14 protein-coding genes and 1 pseudogene are annotated in these 17,680 nt (G+C 37.5%); 11 read left to right on the top strand and 4 right to left on the bottom strand.

Going from position 1 to position 17,680, the window contains the following annotated elements; all coding sequences use genetic code 11:
* Window positions 1-264: 264 nt before the first annotated feature.
* From H541_RS0105795 to H541_RS0105805, 3 genes are all read left to right on the top strand, one after another.
* The gene (locus H541_RS0105795) at window positions 265-795 is read left to right on the top strand and encodes a histidine phosphatase family protein (RefSeq protein ID WP_022796385.1); all 531 of its coding nucleotides are present in this window, start codon (window positions 265-267) and stop codon (window positions 793-795) included.
* 315 nt (window positions 796-1,110) lie between these two features.
* The gene (locus tag H541_RS0105800) at window positions 1,111-3,111 is read left to right on the top strand and encodes an acyltransferase family protein (RefSeq protein ID WP_156831882.1); all 2,001 of its coding nucleotides are present in this window, start codon (window positions 1,111-1,113) and stop codon (window positions 3,109-3,111) included.
* Window positions 3,112-3,484: 373 nt separating this feature from the next.
* Window positions 3,485-3,787 (top strand): hypothetical protein, encoded by a 303-nt coding sequence (locus H541_RS0105805; protein WP_022796387.1) that lies wholly within the window; start codon window positions 3,485-3,487, stop codon window positions 3,785-3,787.
* A gap of 254 nt (window positions 3,788-4,041) precedes the next feature.
* On the opposite strand, the gene H541_RS13200 is transcribed toward H541_RS0105805, so the two are convergent.
* The 3 genes from H541_RS13200 to H541_RS0105820 form a co-directional block, all read right to left on the bottom strand.
* Window positions 4,042-4,215 carry a hypothetical protein gene (locus tag H541_RS13200; protein WP_022796388.1) on the bottom strand — a complete coding sequence of 58 codons (174 nt, stop codon included), beginning with the start codon at window positions 4,213-4,215 and terminating at the stop codon, window positions 4,042-4,044.
* Complete coding sequence (locus tag H541_RS11720) at window positions 4,208-4,588, bottom strand: hypothetical protein (RefSeq protein ID WP_022796389.1); 381 nt, start codon at window positions 4,586-4,588, stop codon at window positions 4,208-4,210. Before H541_RS11720 ends, H541_RS13200 begins: the two co-directional genes overlap by 8 nt.
* Window positions 4,589-4,737: 149 nt before the next feature.
* Window positions 4,738-5,937 carry a hypothetical protein gene (locus H541_RS0105820; RefSeq protein ID WP_022796390.1) on the bottom strand — a complete coding sequence of 400 codons (1,200 nt, stop codon included), beginning with the start codon at window positions 5,935-5,937 and terminating at the stop codon, window positions 4,738-4,740.
* Between the two features lie 424 nt (window positions 5,938-6,361).
* Here H541_RS0105820 and H541_RS11725 point away from each other — a divergent pair, with 424 nt between their 5' ends.
* From H541_RS11725 to iadA, 7 genes are all read left to right on the top strand, one after another.
* Complete coding sequence (locus tag H541_RS11725) at window positions 6,362-6,643, top strand: zinc-ribbon domain-containing protein (RefSeq protein ID WP_022796391.1); 282 nt, start codon at window positions 6,362-6,364, stop codon at window positions 6,641-6,643.
* Window positions 6,644-6,724: 81 nt separating this feature from the next.
* Window positions 6,725-8,176, top strand: a complete 1,452-nt coding sequence (locus tag H541_RS0105830) for a TcaA 3rd/4th domain-containing protein (RefSeq protein ID WP_420805190.1) — start codon at window positions 6,725-6,727, stop codon at window positions 8,174-8,176.
* Window positions 8,177-8,244: 68 nt separating this feature from the next.
* The gene (locus H541_RS0105835; RefSeq protein WP_022796393.1) at window positions 8,245-9,201 is read left to right on the top strand and encodes a zinc ribbon domain-containing protein; all 957 of its coding nucleotides are present in this window, start codon (window positions 8,245-8,247) and stop codon (window positions 9,199-9,201) included.
* 45 nt (window positions 9,202-9,246) lie between these two features.
* The gene (locus H541_RS12775; protein ID WP_022796394.1) at window positions 9,247-9,918 is read left to right on the top strand and encodes a zinc ribbon domain-containing protein; all 672 of its coding nucleotides are present in this window, start codon (window positions 9,247-9,249) and stop codon (window positions 9,916-9,918) included.
* Between the two features lie 20 nt (window positions 9,919-9,938).
* On the top strand, window positions 9,939-10,985 hold the full coding sequence (locus H541_RS12780) for a DUF4767 domain-containing protein (RefSeq protein ID WP_022796395.1): 1,047 nt from the start codon (window positions 9,939-9,941) through the stop codon (window positions 10,983-10,985).
* 329 nt (window positions 10,986-11,314) lie between these two features.
* Window positions 11,315-13,027 (top strand): putative basic amino acid antiporter YfcC, encoded by a 1,713-nt coding sequence (gene yfcC, locus H541_RS0105850; protein ID WP_022796396.1) that lies wholly within the window; start codon window positions 11,315-11,317, stop codon window positions 13,025-13,027.
* A 25-nt stretch (window positions 13,028-13,052) separates the two neighbouring features.
* Entirely contained in the window at window positions 13,053-14,228 is a 1,176-nt protein-coding gene (gene iadA, locus H541_RS0105855) for a beta-aspartyl-peptidase (RefSeq protein WP_022796397.1), read from the top strand.
* A 92-nt stretch (window positions 14,229-14,320) separates the two neighbouring features.
* Here the strand turns inward: iadA and H541_RS13765 are convergent.
* Window positions 14,321-14,634: pseudogene (locus H541_RS13765) on the bottom strand (type II toxin-antitoxin system Phd/YefM family antitoxin).
* A gap of 415 nt (window positions 14,635-15,049) precedes the next feature.
* Between H541_RS13765 and H541_RS0105865 the strand changes: the two are divergent.
* The gene (locus H541_RS0105865) at window positions 15,050-17,644 is read left to right on the top strand and encodes a calcium-translocating P-type ATPase, PMCA-type (protein WP_420805191.1); all 2,595 of its coding nucleotides are present in this window, start codon (window positions 15,050-15,052) and stop codon (window positions 17,642-17,644) included.
* The last annotated feature ends 36 nt before the right edge of the window (window positions 17,645-17,680 follow it).

Genomic DNA, 17,680 nt, shown 5'->3' on the forward strand with positions numbered 1-17,680 from the left:
ACGTCGAGCTTGAAAGAAGGAGCACGCCAAAAAAAGTGTGACTTCTTTCGTTAAAGCTCGAACACTGGAACAAAATTGAGTAGATAGGGAACTATCGGAAAAATTTTGTGAAGTGGAGGTCGAGCTTGAAAGAAGGAGCATGCCAAAAAAGTGTGACTTCTTTCGTTAAAGCTCGCGTCAATCAGTATTAAAACCTTTACGTAAGTAACCAAGAAACTAAAAAATCAAAGTAACCAAAAAACAGAAATGTCATTGGAGGCAATCATGAAGTTATATGTTACAAGGCATGGGCAAACGGTCGGTAATGTGGATAATCTAGTGTGTGGGCAGAAAGAATATGATTTGACCGATAAAGGAAGAGCGCAAGCAAAAGCACTTGCTCAGCAAATCAAGACAGAAAAGATAAAGATTGACCGCATCATCACGTCACCGATTGGCCGGGCAAAGGAAACGGCTGCTATTATCAATGAAGTCCTTCAAGTTCCTATTACGGAGGATAATCGGGTGGCAGAGTTTGATTTTGGTGACTTCGATGGAAAATCGAACCAAACGTCTGAATTTGCAGCAGCTAGGCGTCAGTTTGTTGTGCCATTAAAACATGGGGAGTCTTGGTTCAAGGCGGCACAACGGGCTTATAATTTTCTTGATGATATCAAATACGATGACGAAGTAACCTTGGTTGTCTGTCATAATGCTATCAATCGTGTGATACACAGTTATTTTTGTGACATGCCGAATGACCAATATTTTGATTACAATATTGATAATTGTGAACTGACTTATTACGAGTCATAAGGTCGGCGTCCTAAGAACGACTGAGATAGTTGGTGTGCTAATTTGATTAATCAGGGAACTTCCTAAGACGGACAATTGTCTGTCTTTTTTTAGTTGCTGGGAAATTGGTTTTTGTTAGACCTAACTTGTCAGCTTATATTCCAGTCATTCCCTAAAATTTAAGAAAATTTAGAATTACTTTTCTTGTAAAAGATGTCATTTTTGAGTAAGCTTTATTAGAAATGTGTGATTTGTTTAATACACTGAAATACAATGAAAAAACAGAGTTACTTTCAGTATTCTTAGTTTTTCAGAGAAGATAAGTTGGTGCAACTAATGGAACAACAGAAGCATAAGCGGGTGTACGCAATTGATGGCTTGCGTTTTCTCGCAATTTTAGGGGTTATTTTTTACCACTTATCCCCGTATTTGGTGCCGGGCGGATTTTTAGGTGTAGACCTATTTTTAATCATCAGCGCCTATTTATTAACCACGAGTTTAAAACGTAGTCTCGATTCAAAGGGCCAGATTCACTTGATGACGTTAGTCAAGAAACGTTTGTTGCGGTTATTAGGGCCAATGCTTTGGATGGTCTTGTTAGTTGTCAGTTATTTGTTTTGGTTACAACCAGTATTATTGCATGACTCCAGAGCTTCAATTTTATCAGGAATAACATTCACTAATAACTGGTGGCAGATCTTAAACGGTATATCTTACTTTGAAGCTGCGATGACACCTAATGTTTTTGGCCATCTCTGGTATATTGCGATTATCTTCCAGTTCACAGTGATTTGGGCTATCGTTTATACCTTCTTGGTCAAAGTTATTCAAAAAGATACAGTGATTAAAGTCATCACAGCGGGTTTAGTTCTGGTGTCGGCTATCTTGATGGCTGTCCTTTTTAAAGCGGGTACTGATCCAACACGTGTTTATTATGGGACAGATACTAGGGCATTCTCCTTTTTACTTGGCGCATTGTTAGCCATGTTCTTCCCATACGAATGGGTCATTCAGAAACATAACTACACCAAAGCTCAACGGCAAAAGCTGTTATTATTCGGGACGGTTTTACTAGCCGCGATGGTTTATTTGATGTTTAATTTAAACGATGCAGCTACAATTACTTACCGTGGTGGGATTTTTGTTTATGCGGTCTTATCGAGTCTATTATTCGTTATTATTTTGCTTCCAACAACCTTTTGGCATCGTGCTTTCAGCTTTAAACCAATGGTTTGGTTGGGACAACGGAGTTATTCCTATTATATGTGGTATTATCCGGTCAGTATTTTGTTCCAACAACAAGCGACTGCGAAGAGTCTCAGTGGTGTTACGGGGATAGTCTTTCAACTTGTCTTGATTGCGATGCTTGGAGAAGTTAGCTATGTCTTGATCGAACGTCAGATGCTAACGAAAATCTTTGGCCGTTCTTTCTGGCGTGCCATCTACATTAACTTAAAGCATAGCCGTAACAAAACGATTAAAATTCTCAAAGGTGTTCTTATTGCAACCGTGATGCTCTTTATTCCAGTTTCCTTTATCTTTGGATTGATTGATGCCTCGTCTGGAGAGAATAAAACAGTGACCGATATTGCAAAATCAATCGAAGATAGTTACTCCTCTCTTAATAAGAACAACGCTAAAGAGATTGATAAAGAGACAGACAAAAAGTCAGACACAGACTCAGCTAAAGACTCAGATAAGGAGAACAATAAAGATAAGGGAACCGACCAAGAAAATAAACAACCAAATGATTCGGATAAAAATAACGATCAAGAGAAAGATTCGGAGAAAGAAGATAAACAACCAGCTGAAGAGGCTCCTACTATCGAAGGGTTGACGCCAGAAGAAAGTCAGTTTGCTGCAAATTTGGCAATTTCATTCTTTGGGGATTCGACACTACAAGCGACTGCTGCTAATTTACAAGAAGTCTTTCCGAAGGCCTTATTTGATGGGCAACAAGGGCGACAATTGTCGCAAAGTCAAGATAGTTTAAGAGCTTTCGTTGACAGTGGCAAGGCACTAGACACAGTAGTCTTGATGCTTGGGACAAACGGTGGTTTTTCAACCGAGCAAATCAATGGGTTGATTGAGATACTAGGAAATAGAGAAGTGGTCCTCGTCACGACTCATGCTCCAAGATCTTGGCAGAATGAAGTCAATGAACGATTGACTGAAGCTGCTAATAGTCATGCTAATGTGGTTCTGGTTGACTGGAACGCAGCAGTTAGTGGACATGATGACTGGCTATACGATGACCATATTCATCCAAACCCTAACGGGAGTCATGAGTTTGCTCTCTATTTAGCAAGACAACTCACTGCTTTATTGGATAAATAAGTTCAAGACAGTTTAAAAGTATAAAAAAAGAAATTAATAGATGAAGAAATAAAGCAGTAAAGCAATGTTAAGACACCAGAAGGGCAAGTCTCTACTGCAAGTAGCTGCTATAAAGAACCGCTATGGGGTGTGTGATAAGCAGACCCCATAGCGGTTTTTGTTATTTAAGAATAAGACAGTGTGTTAACGTCTCTCTTAAGAATAGGCTTAAATAAGGCTAAATTAAGATATAATATAGTGCTTTACATAGGGCTATATTTGATTTATAGTTTTTCGAAAGAGTAAACAAGTGCGTTGATAATGTTTTAGTGTAAATTGTAATGCCATAAGATAGGGGTTAGCTCGTTATTAAGAGAGATGAGGGAGGATCGACATGACAAATACATCTGATGTTTTAACAGTGACGGATTTGAAAAAGTCACCTAAAAGAGTGTTTACAGAATCAAAGAGTCGAAAAGAGGCTATTGTTATATATAATAATATTGCTGAAAGTATTGTTATGGATATCTCCACGTTTAATAATTTAGAAACCAAAATCGAATTGTTGAATGAAAAAATCTTTGAGCTGGAAATTGCTATGAGGTTAAGAACAAATACCGAAACATGGTCGGATGAAGAAGCCCGCGGCGAGCGTGAATTTAAAGACCTATCAAAAATAAAAGATGAATGGTTGTAGATCTTTCTAGATGATGAATTATAGAAGAAGTATCAATTGCCAAGAGATAATAAATAAGTTTACTGAGATTCAGATAAAAAATTCATCAAGTAAAGAGATATGATTGAATACAGTAGAAATAGTGCTTAGTGTCAATAACCACCAAACTTGAGATGTAATACTAAATAATCCCCACCGACAAGATTCTGTTGAATTCTAGTCAGTGGGGATTTTGTTATGCAGATAGATGGTTGAATGGTTATGGTTAGTACAATCTATCTAGTACTTGTTGTTTTACTAGTCGTTGGTTGTTTAATGACAGCATCAACGATGAGATCAACTAGTAAATATAATTTATCTTTTACAAAGCCTTTGAAGTTTTCACTATTAATATAATTATTTATGATTCCTGAAACACTTTCTAAAATAATGGTTAGTAGTTTATTCATGAGCTTTACCTTCTTTTCTGAGTTGCTTTGCCAATTTTCTAATGAGCTTGTTTTTAGAATTCTTAATCAAAAAATCATAGGCAAAAGAGACCAATTCTGATTTTGTAATTGAAGGATTCAATTCTTTTTCTGATAATAGCGCATAGTAGAGGGCGAAAGGGTGAACGTCGTATTGGTCAACTGATTTAGAAATGTTTTGATGGATTGAAACTGTCAATTCTTGATTTGCTTGTTCTGACAATGTATTTGATTCTTCAGGTGCTACTAAACTGAGTTGGTCGCCAACAATGTTATGTATTTCTGTAGCTATTGTATCTTTAAAATCGTCATATCCCTTTTCGACAGTGTCGAACGATTCTTTGTGTTGTCCCATAATTTTTCCTCCAAAGATTTTTGGTGAAGATAATCATTAGTGCTAATGAATAAGGTAAATATCTGCCACTAAATTAGGTTTATTATACTGTAAACTTATCAAGATAGGCGTAAAAAATGTTGCTTTAAATCAAAAAAACAATAGAAAAATCAATAATTGGGGATGGTATCATTATTATCTGCAAACTCGCCGTTAAAAAGTTGATCTCTAGCATTTCCAGTATTCTCTTGGAATTCTTCTTTTGTGAGTTTTCCATCTTGCCATAATTTACCATAATAATCGTCAATACCATCTAAATACTTGTATACCAGTTCCTCACTCACGCCTGTAGCGGCAACATATTCAGGTGTCACATAACCGCTACCTCTGTTGTAAGGCAGGACATTGATTACTTTGCCCGAGTACTTCGCAAAAGCGTCAAGATATTTTTGGGATTCTGATGTTTGTTCAGTGTCTGTAGGCTCGATGCTAGTAGTTTGACTTTGAGCTTTTTTCGTCCGAGGAAACTGATATCTTTCAGTAGTAACGTCTGCTGAGAAAGAACTCCCTGTTTCGAATATGACGTTGATGGTGTTAGCATCGAGAACGTCTACGTAAACAATAGCACGAAATCCGCCACCATCACTCATCCCTGAGAACGCTAGATTATGACCCTCGGTTTGGTCCATTTGAGCCCAAATTTGTGAAGGGTTATCGAAATTATCTGGAAGGTTTACTTTAAGAATGCCAAGTGCCTCTTCGGCGGTAATAGTTTTACTAGCTTCTTCTATGGCTTTTTGGATAGCCTGATCGTTTGAAGTTTTGAGATCGGTAGCTTTTTTAAAAACAGTTGCAAACCTACCAGTTTCCGATTTAGCTAATACAGGTTCTAGTTCCTGATTAGACTCTTCATACTTTTGATCTTTGGCTAAGGATTCAGCGGACTGAGTAGCTTGTTCTAGTGTTTTCAATTCTGTTTTGTCAGCGGTCAGTGATGTAATGACCTCTTTAGCATAATCAAAGATTCCTTCTAGTGGTTTTTTCTCATTAGTTAATTCGTTTGCTAAGTCTTCTGATTTTTGATACTGTTCAGGTTTTTCGGTGGACTGTTTGAGTTGTATAACCTTTTCTAGTTGTGTTTGGTAATTCTTTAACGTAGTGTCATCTTTTTGTTTTGAAAGAGCAGCATTTGTTTTAACGAGTGCTTTGTCAAAGGATTGGTCATTGGATAGTTGCTCAATTGTAGTTACAGCTGACTTATACTCTGCCTGAGCATCTGCTTTTAATTTTTGTGCGTAAATGTAATAGCCACCTCCGCCTATTAGTATGGCTAGTAATAATAGTGCTATGAATACACGTTTATTCCTCATCAAATCCCTCCATTTTTATTTAGTACGATTAAGTTATGACTAAAGATGTAACAAATATCATAGTAATCATATCATATAAATAGAAAAATGCGATATTCTTTAAAAGAATAAACATAAATTTATTTGATGAATTTATTTAAAAATTTAGCTACCTAAGTTAGATTAAAAAAATCATATTTTTAATAGAAACATATTTAAGCAGTGTACTATACACCTGTAAATATGACCGCTATATAAGCTCATCATCATGATTAAATTCTTAATTACTGTAAGAAAAGTAGATATATTTATGGTATAATCTTTATATTTAAATACATAGGAGGTAATAGTAGAAATAAAAGAAAAGTCCTTTGTTTCAGGAGAATTATCATAAGAAATAAAGAATGATAGTATTATTTTTAGAAAAGGTTATAGGAGTTGATGGATGGTGAAGAAATGTCAAAAATGTGGACAAGAAAATAGTGACGATGCACAGTTTTGTGAGGAATGTGGGCAGACGTTAAACGGTAATGAGTCAAATAGCGATTATTCTAGTAAGAATAATGGACTAGTGGTGTGTCAAAATTGTGGAACTGAGAATGCAGGGGATAATTCTTTCTGTGAAAAGTGTGGAAACCGTCTGGTCTCTGTCATAGAAGTGACAGACGATGCCGAATCAACTCATGAGGAAAAGTATACTTCAAAGAGTGAATCAAGGGCGGATTAAACGCCTACGACCAAACCTATAAATAAGCATGCTGTTATTATTGGAACAATTATTGTTGCTATATTATTAGGAGTCATTGGAATTGATCGTTATGGGGAAAATTATTATTCATATGAAAATCAGGTATCGAGACTTAAGGATACAGTTGCCAGTAAATCTGCAGAAAAAATCGTTAACAATATGATTTCTGAAGATGAACAGTTTGAAGTGACCGAAAAGTCTTTGAAGCCATTTGTTGACTATCTAAAAACTGATAGCGATTATCTAGCGAATACAATTGACCAGATGGAATTTGGAGCAATGGGAAACAATGACGTATATGTGACTCAATCTGGCAAGCACTTATTATTTTATGATAAATACGTTTTGGCTATAAAACCAACTTATTTTGCTGTACATACTAATCTAACAGGCATGTTGCTATCGGTGAATGGTGAAGACCAAGATACCTCCAATTCGGATGATTTTACTTGGAAAGTAGGTCCGGTTTCACCTGGGCAATATTCTTTTAAAGGAACATTTGATGATACTACATTTGATGATACTAATGGTGAGGAGTCTACTATTGAAGATACAGTCATACAGATTTATCAACAAGAACTCAATGAGAATGATGAGCGCCTTGTTAGTCTGGAGGCCACTAAAGTAAAATTCGACTTAGTAGCAGATATCCCTAATGGTGAGATCTTTGTTGATGGAAAATCTGTTGGTCAATTAAAGGATGGCCGTTTAGATGGTATCAACTACATTTGGCATGACGGTTCAACGCTGACGATAAAACAAAAAATTGGCGATTTAGAACTTGAATCGCAAAATATCGAAATTGATCCATATAGTTATAGCGATAGTAGTTATGGTGCATTTTCCGAGTTATCGGTTTCCGTAATACCGGTAGCTATCTATAGTAATATGGTTGGTGCAGATATCAAAATTGATGGTAAGAAAGTGGCAACTGTTGGTGAAGATAGCGAAGTTAAATTTAATCTCGTAATGCCAGAAGAGGACCATGAATTGGTTGCTGTTCAAAGTTTTGAGGACGGTGAAATAACTTCGCAAAAAGAAAAGATTTCTCCAGTTTCGTTTTCGTATTACTATGACTTGAGTTCTGAATCAAGAAAAGACGCATTTGATTTTTCAACGTGGTTAAATGATCTATATTTCAGTATTTCAGATTTTGCTGACGACGACTACGATTTTGGAGAAGATGAAATTAATGCACTCGCTGATTACTTTGTAGGTGGTAAAGACAATAAAGAGTTTATTGATTTTAAGGATGCTTTTATTGGTGAAACAAGAGAAAATGACAAGATACGGTACATTCAAACGTCATTAGGAGAAGTTGAAAAGGTAACAGCAGTTGGAGCGAAAGACTATGAAGTCCAGTATACAGTTAATTATTACACTATCTATACGGATTCTACCGCGAGTGTGGATGAAACATTTAGATATAAAAAAGCCACTTTTTCCGTTGAAGATGGTGAATTGAAGATTAAGGATTTAGGCGGTAAAGATAATTTTGAAAAAGTTGAGTAACATCGTATTTTGCCCTGTCACGGTTGAATTAGAAATTATATTAATGAGTTTCAATTGGAGGAATTACCATGAAAAAATGTAAAAACTGCGAAAATGATATTAAAGATGATGCAAAGTTTTGCCCTAAATGTGGTACGAAACAAACCGAAGCTGACACGGGTAAAGAAAACAACCCACAAGATAACTTGAGTGAAATTGAGACAACCAAAGAGAATGAACTGGTTTCCGAGAATTTCTCAGAAAACACTAGCAATAATGGTCAGGTTAGTGTCGATTTGTCAGAACCAAAACCAGTAGCAAGTAAAGAAACTGACTCACCAGTTGACTCATACGATGATTCTAAAGTTGCAACCCCAGTGGAAGCGGAAAAAAATGGAGCTTCTGCAAATTCAGTGGCTGATAACGAAGCCGTTCAACAAACTATTGCGGCTAGTAAAGGATATTTTCAGTACTTTCTTGCTAAACTTAAAAATCCTAATTCAGGGATCAAGTATGCTCATAACTATTATGGTTATGTCACGTACGGATTAGTTGCCATACTTTTTTCATGGTTGCTTGTTTTAGAAGTAAATCGAATTGCAGCTTCATTTAGTTCATTGCTTTATGAATTTGGAGAGCTAATGCCCTATGATGGCCCTGGTCTTTCTACTTGGTTAAGATTTGCCATTATTGTTCTTCTATTTCTGGCTGTTCCTATTGGAATACTATTCTTTACAACTAAAATAATAGCAAAATCATCTGATTCTTTTCATATGGTTGTCAATCAAACGGCCAATTTTCTGTATCCGGCTTTACTAGTTTTAGGAATCGCTATTCTATTATCGATTGCAGGAATTTCAAATTTTTCATTTTCAATCGTATCCCTTATTTTGGTTGCCTCTTCAGCTAGTTATGGCATTTTCTTCGTTACTTATGACTATATCAATGCATCACGAACTAACATCAGTACTTTTTATATTTTATTAGCTAGCTCATTAGTTGCTGGAATTATTGACTTTATATTGATAACGCTTTTTGGAGTTTAAAAGAATTGATAGACTAATTCTAATGACTTAACTGGAGGAGTAATAATGAAGTATTGTTCAAACTGTGGAAATAAAGTAGAGCAAAGCTCTAACTTTTGTGAGAAATGTGGATCAGAGCTACGTACGATAAATGAATCTGCAAATGAAAGTAATGATAAACATAGATACAGAACCTTTAGTGTCTGGGCTGCAATATTTAGTATTTTTTATTATGGTAAGAAAAAAATGTGGGCTAAGGGTTTTGTTCTGATGTCCTTAGTGTACATAATTCTTATTATAACGACACTCATTAATCCTGATTGGGTGGTTCTTGTTGCCACTATAACAAGTGTTCTTATTTTCGGAATTATGTCACCGATTGATGTAAAAAGATATAATGAAAAGAAAGAAACAATGTGGCCAGAACTCCCTAGTTTTCTAAGAAGTAAAGTAGTAGTAGGTATCCTATTCACAACATTATTACTGTCTTATATTACTGTACTTTTTTACAATCCTAGTGAATCAAGCATTGAAGAAAGCTCTGTAAGCGTGGTAACAGAGATAGTTCAAGATCAATGGGGATTAGATGTTGAATGTGAGAGGGTCATTATTACTAAGGATTTAGGTAATAATAACTACGAAGCAAAAGCTGAAATGGATACGGGTGAGGTGTTGGATATAACGATCGAGTATTATCCCAAAAAGGACACTATTTACGTAGAAATTCCTTATCAATAGAGGAATAGGAGAGGGAAAAATTGAAACGATTAGTGACGATATTAATAGCTTCATTAAGTATTCTGCTGATAGGGTGTTCAAATAGTATTTCTGAAAACTCAGATAAAGAAGGAACTGTAAAGGAGTATATTAGGAAGCAAAACAAAAATGATGATACAGATTCTAATGAAAGTAAGACCAAAAAGAATAATTCAGCTGAAAATGATGAGAGTGATTCATCAGCAAAAGAGACTAGTGATGATTCGGATAAGGCTGAGGAAGCTAAGGTTGCATCTAACAAACAACAGATGTGGAATGATGTTAAGGCAGAACAATTAGCCACTTTTATGAGTCAATGGGGAGATTCGATGGGACAGCATTACAAAGCTTATGACGTGAACCATCCAGTCGACCTATATGGGCTATATCTCCCTCAAGGTATACTAGCAGGGGGAGGGTTTCGGCCAGCTATAGGTAACACTCCTATCGTAATGAACTGGTCTGATACAGGAGAATCAGCGAATGGGTACTCACTAGTAGCAGTATATTCTGATGCAGACGAACAGGATTATCTAGAAAAGCACGTTTATTTCTTTACGATAGTAGCAGGAGTGCCCAAGGTGTTATTGACCATGCAAAATCAAGGAAACGAGTATAATTATCTCTATCTGAACGAGACAGCTAATCCAGATCTTAGGAAAGGGTTTAATGATATTATTGCGAGTCCTGTTGACGAAACGAGTGTTAAATCAAGTTTTACACGTGATGAACTATTATCATTTTTCATTGCGAGGGAATCCTCTCAACTTCCTTATGCCGGAAATTTGAGCATTGATAGCAATAACGGTAGTTTACGATATTATATCGACGGGACAAGTTTTACAACCAAAGAATCTATACAAACTGCGATTGAACAATTCAAAAATTTGAGTCTTAAACTTCAAGACGAGGTTGCTAGTGGAATTCCGTTAATAGTTCGTCAAGATGTTGAAACTGCTTTTGATGATAGCGATACGGTGACCGTCACTGATGGTGACATAACGCAAGCCAATCATCCGTTTGGAAGAGTTATACAAGGTTTTGATTAAAAGAATTAAAAAAAGATGAATTATGTTTAGCCAATCAAAAGTAACTTTTAGTGAGACGAAAAAAGGTCATGTTTGCTATATAATTAGAAAAGCAAATAGAGGGTTGATGCGAAAACTAGTATAATGAGTTACTAAAAAGACCGCTATTGGGGGTGTGCAATGAACAGCCATAATAGCGGCCCTTTTTGTTTTTAGGTCTTGATTCATAAAAATAGACATCAAACTTAATTAAGAATGAGAGAATAATGAAAATGTGATTGCTTTAGTGGGAGTAACATTATAAAATGATTGCTGATTGAGCAATTATTATGGGTTAAAGGAGACGAGACATGGCTAGTGTGGGAAAGAAAAAATTTCAGACACCTCATACTTATCTGATTATTTTTGGCATAGTGATTTTATCGTGGCTGCTAACAATGGTGGTTCCAGCGGGTAAGTATTCAACTGAAGTGTTGAATTATGAAGGAAAAAATGGTGAGACGCAGTCTAGAGTGGTTCTAAAAGAAAACTCTTTTCGCTATATGTACCCTGTCAAAGAAGAGGTGTTAAAAAAAGAGTTATCGGAGTTACTTTCTCAGGATGATCTATTACTTCGACTTGAGGTAGATCGTACTGGGTTAGCTGATCTACTAAACAAATCTGATGATATTACCATCGATGAGTTAGCTAGTGTTGGCTTAGAGGAATCAGAACTATATGACCTTTATGGAAATTCTATTTATGATACGAGTCAAAAACTCCACAAAACCGCCAAAATTTGGGGAACGCAGGATCATAATGGCTTTGGGTTTTTAAATTATGTTTTTGAAGGACTAGTGACTGGTGATCGTTATGGGTCAGCAGTTGGCATTGTGGCGCTTCTGTTGGTAGTCGGTGGCGCATTTGGAATTATTATGAGGACCGGGGCAATTGACGCTGGGATATATGCCTTTGTGAGTAGTGCAAAGGGGATGGAGCATTTAGCCCTGCCTGTTATCTTTTTCTTATTCTCTTTTGCGGGAGCTACTTTTGGAGCATCTGAACAGGTTATTCCATTTGTGATGGTTATTGCACCATTTTGTGTGGCATTGGGCTATGATTCGATTACTGCGGTTACCATTACGTTTGCGGCTTCTCAAATAGGAAATGCCTGTTCTTGGATGAGTCCATTCAGTATCGCCATTGCGCAAGGGATAGCTGGACTACCGGCTTTGTCAGGAGCAGGTTTTAGAATAATCATGTGGTTTGTGATTACCAGTTTATCATGCGCCTTTATGATGCGGTATGCTAAAAAGATACATCAGAATCCTCAGTTGTCACCATCTTACCATAGCGATGCTTTCTTTAGAGGAAATGCTGATCTGGATAAAGAAAAAGAAAGGCCATTTCTATTAGGGCACAAAATCATTTTAATCGAATTATTACTAGGCTTAGTCTGGATTGTTTATGGCGTCATGGCAGCAGATTTTTCAATCCCTGAGTTAGCGTCACAGTTTTTTGTGATAGGATTGATAGCGGGTATCACTGCATTGGGTTGCCGCTTGGATGGCTTAACTGCCAATGATTTAGCAATAGCTTTTAAAGATGGTGTTTCTGACTTAGCGCCAACAGCAGTGGTTGTCGGCATGGCCAAAGGTATTCTATTAGTCCTTGGTGGTTCGGATGCGGGAAGTTTTTCAACCCTCAACACGATTCTTTATAGCGTTGGACGACTTTTGTCAGGTATTCCTTCAATCTTCGGTGCTTGGTTCATGTATATCTTCCAAAGCTTCTTTAATTTAATTGTCACTTCGAATTCAGGACAAGCTGCCTTGACAATGCCAATTATGGCGCCATTGGCAGATATCATTGGGGTGTCACGGCAAGTAGCTGTTCTAGCGTTTCAACTAGGATCGGGATTTGTAGATGCCTTTACCCCAGTATCAGCTAGTTTAGTCGGTTGTTTAGCGGCTGCCAGAATTGACTGGAGTAATTGGGCTAAATTCCAGGTTAAAATGCAAGGCTTTTTGTTTCTATTAGGGACTGTCTTTATTGTGATTGCTATTGCGATTGGGTATCAGTAAAACATAGTGAAAGGATCTGTCAAACATGAAATTAGTGAGAGATGTTGAGATTTATGCTCCAAAACGATTGGGAAAGAAAGATGTCTTGATCAGTGAGGGCAAAATCATTGCGATAGAGGATCGCATTGAGGCTCATATTACTGGCGTTGACATTGAAGTCATCGATGGGAAAGGGCTGATTGCTACTCCAGGATTCATCGATGCTCATTTCCACTTGTTAGGTGGTGGTGGGGAAAATGGCTTTCAAAATCGAACACCTGAAGTTAAGTTAACGGATTTAACAGAAGCGGGTGTTACGACAGTTGCTGGATTACTTGGCACTGATGGTGTGGGGCGCGATGATGCTGCGTTATTGAGTAAAGCACATGCTTTAGAAATTGAAGGTATCACTACCTATGTCTATATTGGCAACTATCGTTTACCAGTTGAAACTGTGACGGATTCAATCATCAAGGATATCATGGTGATTGATAAAGCCATCGGAATCGGTGAAATTGCTATTTCAGATCACCGGAATGGGTCGCCAACCTTTGCCGAATTTGCTCATGCTTGTGCTGATGCTAGAGTAGGTGGGTTGTTAGCAGGGAAAGCTGGAATTGTTAATATTCATGTTGGGCCAGGAAAAGACCGACTGAAGTTTATTTTTCAAGCATTGGATGAGACAGACATCCCAGTAGCTACCTTCTACCCGACTCATGTTGGCAGAAGTCAAGAATTGGTTGATGAAGCCATTGCCTTTGCTAAACGCGGGGGTGTGTTTGATGTGACGGGTAGCGAAAATCCAGATCAAACCTACGATATTGATGGAGATATCCCATTCCGTAAGATTTTAAAACAAGTCTTGGATGAAGGCTTATCACCGGAATGTATCACCATGACGTCTGATGGCCAAGGTAGCCTTCCAAGTTTTGATAGTGAGGGGAATTTCTTGCATATCGGTGTGGCAAGTGCGAAGTCGTTGTTGGTAGGCATTAAAGAGGCTGTTAAAAGAGAAGAGATTCCTTTAGAAATTGCATTACAGACAGTCACTAGTAATGTGGCAAACAAATTGAAGTTAGCTCATAAAGGGCAGTTAGTAGTTGGGAAAGATGCTGATATGTTACTACTCGAGAAAGATAGCTTAGATATTCATACAGTGATTGCGAAAGGTGAAACGATGATTGCAGATCACGAGATCATTAAAAGAGGGACTTTTGAATAGATAGTATCTTTCGGTTAAACACTTCTAGTAAGTAATAAGTAACTTGATGACAGTGGCAATAGAGTCGCAATAGTGAACCGCGAACATCACTTTTAAGATGAAGCAAAACAGAATAATCCCCACCTACAAGAATGTGATGGCATCTTGTAGGTGGGGGTCTTGTTAAGGATTGAGTGAGCAATTTCTGGAGAGGTTGGAAGTTTGACACGACGAATTTTTTCCATGACATATCTGTTAGAAAGTATTCTTAATGTTTCTTGCATGGCATCATAATCTCTCTTTGATAGGACACGACTGTATCTTCCACATTTTTACTCGTGACAATAAGTGTTTTAGCGTCTTCATTGACCTGCTTCATGTAAGCTCGCAAATGTTGGCGAAAGTTTGAGTAAGTGACTGCTTCCATCTGTATCACCTCTTATTATTTTATAAGATTTTTGTACAATATGTAGTACAAGAAGTCGATCCTAGCATTTTGTAATGATCTCTAAAGTTAGACTGTTCTTAAAGAGGAGAAATTTTTATATGAGGGACTCTCAGCAATTAAGCTAAACAAGTGTCTTACAACGTTCATTTATTCCAAAATGAATTTATAGAACTATGGGAAAATGTTTATGCGCTATAAAAACACCATCTTGGAAATGCTTGATGAGGCAATCTAGCTATTAACATGGTTATTGTTCCAAAAATATAGAAAAAATGCGATAAATGCTGAAAATCTCTTGAAAAATGTTAATTTGATTCGGAAATTTTCAAAAAAATGGTAGAATTATAAGCAGTAACCCTATCACTAAAATCAAACTAGAAGAAGTGGAGTGCGTATTGTGGAGTTGTGGTACAACAAACCAAAAGAACAGGTATTAAAGGATTTAAATGCTGATCCCAAAAATGGGCTTTCAAAACAAGAAGTTGCAAAGCGTTTAGAATCATATGGTAAGAATGAGCTTGAGGCTAAGAAAGAAGTTAGTTTATTCAAAAAGGTACTTGAACAATTAAAAGATCCTATGATCATTGTATTGTTGATTGCTGCTTTTTTATCTTATGTATCAAGTGGATTCACCGACTGGATTGAATCAGTCATCATTCTATTAATCGTGGTAGTCAATGCCATTATTTCGATTTCGCAAGAAAATAACGCTAACAAATCTTTAGAAGCCTTGAAAAAAATGTCTGCACCTTTAGCAAAGGTAATTCGCGAAGGTAAGTTAGAACATGTCGAAACCTCTTCGTTGGTTCCTGGGGATATTATCGATCTTGAAGTTGGCGATTTGGTTCCAGCTGATGCGCGTATTTTATCGTCATCGAGTTTAAAAGCAGACGAGTCGGCGATGACTGGTGAATCTGTGCCAGTGACTAAGAAAGATATCGACGTTCTGCCAGATGATACGGGCTTAGCTGATCGTAAAAACATGTTGATTTCTTCAACAATAGTCACAAATGGTCGTGCAACTTGTGTCGTGACAAATACTGGGATGAAGACCGAAGTTGGTCAAATCGCCAATATGTTGAATACTGAAGATGATAATGTCACACCGTTACAAATCAAAATGGCTGAGATTTCAAAAATTCTATCAATCGCCTGTTTAGGTATCTGTGTGTTGATGTTTGTCATCGGTATAATATACCAACGTCCGGTTTTAGAAATCTTTATGATGGCTGTGGCGCTAGGTGTTGCGGCAATTCCTGAAGGATTAGCTGCTATTGTGACAATCGTGTTGGCCCTAGGGGTACAACGGCTTGTTAAACGTCATGCTATCGTCAAAAAATTACCGGCAGTTGAAACACTTGGAGCAGCTTCTGTCATTTGTTCGGATAAGACAGGAACTTTGACACAAAATAAAATGACGATTGTTGAAACTTTCGCACCGAAGGAAGAGTCAGATGAGCTGTTGTTGACGATTGGTGCCTTATGTAATGACACCAAATTAACAGTTGAGGCAAACTCAGATATCCAAGTTTCAGGTGACCCAACTGAAACAGCGTTTATCACCAAAGCTTATGAAGAAGATTTGAACAAGAATGATTTAGATGCTGCGTATCCACGTGTAGCCGAGGTGCCATTTGATTCAGAACGGAAATTGATGAGTACGATTCATCAAATGCCAAATGGCTACCGCGTGATGGTCAAGGGAGCAGCTGACGTGTTATTAGGTCGTTGTCATATCGATGACGAGTTACGTCAAGAAGTATTAGACAAGAACTCTGAAATGGCTTCTAAAGCCTTGCGGGTTTTAGGACTAGCCTATAAAGATATAAGTGAGTTACCAGAAGAAGCAACTACAGAAAATACAGAAGTTGACTTGACTTTTGTCGGCTTAGTTGGCATGATTGATCCACCTCGTGAAGAAGTTAAACAAGCTGTTGCGGAATGTTATGACGCAGGTATTCGTCCAGTGATGATTACAGGTGACCACCAATTAACTGCCATTGCGATTGCGAAAGAATTAGGAATTTATCAAGAAGGCAACCAGGCATTGACCGGGGCAGAATTGGATCAAATTTCGCAAGAACAACTCATCGCTGATGTATCGAAATACGCGGTATACGCGCGTGTCTCACCAGAACATAAAATGCGGATTATTAAAGCATGGCAAGCACAACATAAAGTTGTTGCCATGACTGGTGATGGTGTTAACGATGCTCCTGCTTTAAAAGTAGCAGATATCGGTTGTGCAATGGGAATCACTGGTACGGATGTTGCTAAAGGTGCTGCAGATATGATTCTGACTGATGATAACTTTGCAACGATTGTTCATGCCGTTGAACAAGGTCGCGGAATCTATTCGAATATTAAGAAGTCTATTCAATACCTATTAAGTTGTAATATCGGTGAAGTGATTACCATTTTCGTGGCTACGGCGCTTAACTTCCACCAAATGCCATTAGTAGCGATTCAATTGTTGTGGTTGAACTTAGTAACAGATGCACTACCAGCTTTGGCGTTAGGGATGGAACCAGTTGAACCTGGAGTGATGAAACAAAAACCACGTGATTCACGTAAAAGTATTTTTGCGGATGGCTTTGCTTCTAGCATGATCTTCTATGGTGTTCTGGTTGGGGTAATTACCTTAGCAGCTTATTGGTTAGGAGAGTACGTCTTGTCTGATCCTGCCAATGCAGATGGAACAGCGAATACGATGGCTTTTGCGACTTTAGTGTTTGGGGAATTGACGCGAGCTTATGCTGTTCGTAGTGAAACAAGATCCATTTTCAAAATTGGCTTGTTCTCTAACTCTGCGATGAATAAAGCTTTCGTGGTTAGTTTAGCCATGCAATTGGCTGTGCTATTCATTCCATTCTTACAACCAATTTTCAATATTCACACATTGACTGGCTTAGAATGGTTGATTGTTGTCTTACTATCACTTGTGCCGCTAGTGGTTAGTGAAATCAATAAAGCCATTAGACATAATTAATAATAAGCTAGTCATTTAGCAACCGAACAATCTAAC

It is taken from the genome of Bavariicoccus seileri WCC 4188 (assembly GCF_000421665.1).
Classification (GTDB): domain Bacteria; phylum Bacillota; class Bacilli; order Lactobacillales; family Aerococcaceae; genus Bavariicoccus; species Bavariicoccus seileri.